Raw genomic sequence first — 4,158 nt, 5'->3', positions numbered from 1 at the left:
AGCAGCCTCGGCTACGTCAGCCCCGCCGAGTACGAGACCGCACTCGCAGCCTGACCACCACACCAATGGTGTCCGTCAAAGCGGAACAAGCTCAGACTGGGTGAAGATCGCGGGCGGTCTCGCCGCCATCTCGGCGGGGTCCAGGACGACGGTGTGGGGTGTGAACCACGGGAGCGCCGTGTACCGGCACACCAATTACGACGCCAGCCCGTGGATCAACATCCCCGGTGGGCTCAGCGACATCGGTGCGGCCGCCGACGGCACCACATGGGGTGTCAACAGCGGCAACCAGATCTACCGGTATGCCGGAGACCAGGGGAGCACGAACTGGGTGGGCATCTCCGGGAGCCTGGTCCGTATCGACGCGGGATCCCGGACGAACGTGTGGGGGGTGGACTCCGCCAGCGCCATCTACCGGTACACCAACTACGACGCCAGCCCGTGGGTCAAGATTCCCGGGGCGCTGAGTGACATCGGCGCGGGTGCCGACGGCACCGTGTGGGGTGTCAACGGCGGCAACCAGGTCTTCCGGTACACCGGGGACCAGGACAGCTCGAACCCGTGGAAGAGCGTCCCCGGCAGTCTCAAGCGCATCGCGGTGGGCTCCCGGACGAACGTGTGGGGCGTCGACCCCGCCGGCAGCATCTACCGGTACACCAACAACGACGCCAGCGGCGGCAACCCGTGGATCAAGATCCCCGGCACCGCCCACGACATCGCCGCCGGTGCCGACGGCACCGTGTGGCACATCAACCCCGGCGGTGAGATCTACCGCTACACCGGCGACCAGCCGAGCTGACCACACGTGCGGGCCCAGCCACCACGGGCCGGGCCCGCACGGCCCCGGACAGGCGATTCAGCGCTCGCAGGGCGCCCCACGCGACTGACCCTTCAGATGGCAGAGAACTGACATTCTCGTGGCAGGCGACATGAGCATTCAGCAATGCCAGCCACGAGTGGCAGAAGGTTGAAAGCCACACCCGACGTCCCTGGGTGGATGAACCATACGAAGGGCTCACCCGGTCCCGCAGGACAACGCAGGGAAGGTTGAGTGGTTACGGGCCGGGACCGGGCCAGCGCGAGGGCTGTGGTCTCCTCGGGATGGCCGTCCTCTGAGAACTGCGGGTTCTGAGGTGAGGCCCTGAGAGGCGTTCCTGACCTGCGGCCCGCATCCAAGATCAGCCTCACAGTGCTGCATCAACGCCGACAGCCCCCATGGGCAATGCGGGTCTCACGTGTCGTCACTTTGAGTCGTCAAGGCACGACATAGTGTGCCGCCGGGCATATGCGCCGCCGGTCGTCACGGCGTGCTGGGCTCAAGCCCCGCCTACAACATCTGGCACAGCCACGGTCCGCAGGACCCGGCGGCTGCCGTGAGCGGTAAGGGAGTGCAGTGAGCGATAAGGAACCGAAGCTGATCTACGGCCAGGGAGCCGAGGCGTGCCCCGAAGGGAACTTCTGCCTCTACCGGGCCAGCAACTTCAACGCGGGCCAGACCCCGGGGCGTGGCGACAAGATCCTGGCCATTCCGATGGGCGCGTACATCAACGACTTCTCCGAGTACGGGTTCGACCACAGCGGCGACGGTGTGAGTGCCGTCGTCAACAACACGGTCGAGGACAACGCGCTCTTCTCCGCCGCCGACCAACAGGGGCATTCACTGCCGGTGGACCGGGGGACCTCGATCGCGAACCTGGCCGTTATCCCCATGGCCGGGAGTCCGAACGGCTCCTGGAACGACCAGGCCCAGTCCGCGCTGGCGTCCCGCTTCGTCGGGAACCTGCGCGTCGACCAGGCACCGCGCGGCCACTGGGCGGAAGGCCCGGGGCACATCTACTCCTACCGGCTCACGATGCACGCAGAGGACACCCGCGTCATGAAGTGGGCCGTGGGCTTCGGTGACCTGCCGGAGGGAACCTCACTGCCCAAGAGCTTCACCGACGCCTTCTGGGGCGAGATCCTCCGTAACGGCACCGACGGCGCCGTCCTGCTCGGCTCCCCCCAAGGCGGCGGACACAGCGTCGATCCCGGCACCGCCCTCCCCATCCACATCCAGGTCCTCTACCCAGACGAGAACCCCGCCTACGAACGCCTCACCGGCCTGAACGCCCAACAACTGGGCTGATCCCAAACCCGGCCCACACCGAACTCCCCTGGACGGCCGCGTCCGGCGGAGTTCGGCCCCGACCGGCACGCCGGTGCGGGCCAAGTCCCGACGCGGGCCTTGCGTGCGCCGAACGTGAACGCCGCATTCACCCAACCTTCGATGACATCGCTCAATCTTCAGCGCGACAGGACAGCTGCAGCTTGACCGTTGCCCGCTTGCCCAACGAGGCGGTAACCACCTATCAGGCTGTGGCGTTGTTCAGGAGTGATTAAAAGACCGACCGGCAGATGGTGAGGTGAGGCGGCTTGGTCGACGGCCGCCCCACCACCTGACGCTTCAGACGATCCAGTCGCCAGCCGGTCTATGCGAGGTAGGAGCCGACGTAGTCGAGAGCATGCTGCACCGTGGTGCACCTCTCGGCGTCCCCATCGGGGATTTCGATCCCGAACTCCTTCTCCATCGCCGTGGCGAGTTCGACGGTATCGAGAGAGTCCGCCCCCATGTCCTCCACAAAGGACATTCCGTTGGCCACCTCTTCCACCCTCACATTCAGCTGCTTAGCGACGAGTTCTTTCATGCGCTCTTCGATCGTGGACACGCGTTGCCCTCCTCTTATCGGCCTCGAACGGAAATGGGAGAAGCTCGCGACGCTGTCTACCGACAGTTGCGGCTCGGTCTCCCCCTGGGCCGTAACGAGAGCCTGATCGAGGCGGCACGGCTTTAGACCGTGTCCTACGTGGTCAGCTTGAGGAGTCGCTTGTAGCAGCACATGGCCGCGGCGAGGCCGAGAAAGGCCAGGTAGTTGCGGGGATAGCGTTCGTAGCGGTGGTTGAGCCGGCGGTAGCCGGTCAGCCAGGACATGGTGCGTTCGATGACCCATCTGCGGCGTCCCAAGCGTTCGCTGGACTCGATGCCCTTGCGGGCGATACGGACACCGATGTGCTTGCCCCACAGCCACTTTCGCAGGTGAGGGACGTCGTAGGCCTTGTCGGCGTGGAGACGCCGGCGAAGAAGCTGCCCGCCGCTCCCCGCTTCGCCGCGCTACCGCGGGCCCCGGCCGGCCGTCCCGCCTCCACCGAGCCCGCGCCCCGCCCCGAGCCCGTGTAGGACGCCAACCTCCCCGACTGTGAACGAGACCAGCTGAACGCCGCCGCCGTCGAAGCCGCCCGCATCCTGCACAACGTCGTCGCCCACCTGCGGCCACCGACGGTGATCGCCGCTGGGCCCCCTGTACGTCGTCGACCGCCCGTACGCCGTGCTCCGCCCCCGCCCGGCATTCGTCAACTGGAGCCAGCTCAAGGGCATCGTCATCTTCGTACGCAACAACGACGAGCTCCGGCTGCTGGGCCGCACCGCGCCCAACGGCACCCGCATCATCGTCCTGCCCGAGGACGGCGGTCCCGCCTGACCTGCCGCACCGTACGACGACGGTCCCCCGGGTGCCAGGGCGGCACCCGGGACCACTGATGACCTCTGACCTGGCCGGGTGTCAGGAGAGTCGACGACCAGTGGCTTTCTACCCGTGGACGCTTGCCCCTGCAGCAGTCCCGTCTGCTGCTTGCCGGGCAACGGAATCAGCTTCAGGCCAGCAGCAGACGTTCCCTCATCAGGGGCTCAGCCCTGCGCGATGACCTCATCCGCGTGCATACCCTTCTCACCCTGCACCGCGACGAAGGTCACCTTCTGGCCCTCCTTGAGACTCTTGAAACCGTTCCCCTGGATCGCCCTGAAGTGCACGAAGAGATCCGGACCGCTCTCGGGCGTGATGAAGCCGAACCCCTTCTCTTCGTTGAACCACTTCACGGTGCCGAACTGCCGCTCCGCCATATCTACTCCCTCGGATCACATGCTTGAGCTGGACGTGCAAAACGCCCAACGAGCTGATCATTCCCGATGACGGGGACAATCCTGGGAACCCCCGCCCTTGTCGCACAAAGTGATCGGGACTGTAAAACAATCGGTGTAACTCCCGATCATGGAAGATGCATCGATGACCAGCGACAACGTGACCGAGGCCGAGACCGTCGAGCCGTCTGAGGCCGTGGTGCCGA

At 66.0% G+C, this 4,158-nt stretch carries 6 protein-coding genes and 1 pseudogene; 4 read left to right on the top strand and 3 right to left on the bottom strand.

Annotation, left to right across the window (positions count from 1 at the left end):
• Positions 1 to 100 precede the first annotated feature (100 nt).
• Entirely contained in the window at positions 101 to 799 is a 699-nt protein-coding gene (locus ABZ371_RS29800; RefSeq protein ID WP_358685407.1) for a tectonin domain-containing protein, read from the top strand.
• 594 nt (positions 800 to 1,393) lie between these two features.
• Positions 1,394 to 2,125 (top strand): hypothetical protein, encoded by a 732-nt coding sequence (locus ABZ371_RS29795; RefSeq protein WP_358685404.1) that lies wholly within the window; start codon positions 1,394 to 1,396, stop codon positions 2,123 to 2,125.
• Between the two features lie 343 nt (positions 2,126 to 2,468).
• Here ABZ371_RS29795 and acpP read toward each other — a convergent pair whose 3' ends face one another.
• Together acpP and ABZ371_RS29785 are read right to left on the bottom strand one after the other, a co-directional pair.
• Positions 2,469 to 2,705 carry an acyl carrier protein gene (acpP, locus tag ABZ371_RS29790; RefSeq protein WP_358685401.1) on the bottom strand — a complete coding sequence of 79 codons (237 nt, stop codon included), beginning with the start codon at positions 2,703 to 2,705 and terminating at the stop codon, positions 2,469 to 2,471.
• 134 nt (positions 2,706 to 2,839) lie between these two features.
• Positions 2,840 to 3,112, bottom strand: a pseudogene (locus ABZ371_RS29785) (transposase); the annotation flags it as partial.
• Here ABZ371_RS29785 and ABZ371_RS29780 point away from each other — a divergent pair.
• Entirely contained in the window at positions 3,074 to 3,214 is a 141-nt protein-coding gene (locus ABZ371_RS29780) for a hypothetical protein (RefSeq protein ID WP_358685398.1), read from the top strand. The pseudogene ABZ371_RS29785 and the gene ABZ371_RS29780 overlap by 39 nt on opposite strands.
• 148 nt (positions 3,215 to 3,362) lie before the next feature.
• A complete protein-coding gene (locus ABZ371_RS29775) occupies positions 3,363 to 3,515 on the top strand; it encodes a hypothetical protein (protein ID WP_358685396.1) in 153 nt (50 codons plus the stop codon).
• Between the two features lie 206 nt (positions 3,516 to 3,721).
• On the opposite strand, the gene ABZ371_RS29770 is transcribed toward ABZ371_RS29775, so the two are convergent.
• Entirely contained in the window at positions 3,722 to 3,934 is a 213-nt protein-coding gene (locus ABZ371_RS29770) for a cold-shock protein (RefSeq protein ID WP_358685394.1), read from the bottom strand.
• Positions 3,935 to 4,158 lie beyond the last annotated feature (224 nt).

The sequence above is a fragment of the Streptomyces sp. NPDC005899 genome (assembly GCF_040629645.1).
In the GTDB taxonomy this organism is placed as follows: Bacteria; Actinomycetota; Actinomycetes; order Streptomycetales; family Streptomycetaceae; genus Streptomyces.
Note: the sequence above shows the minus strand (reverse complement) of the source record. Positions and strands in the feature narration are given on the sequence as shown.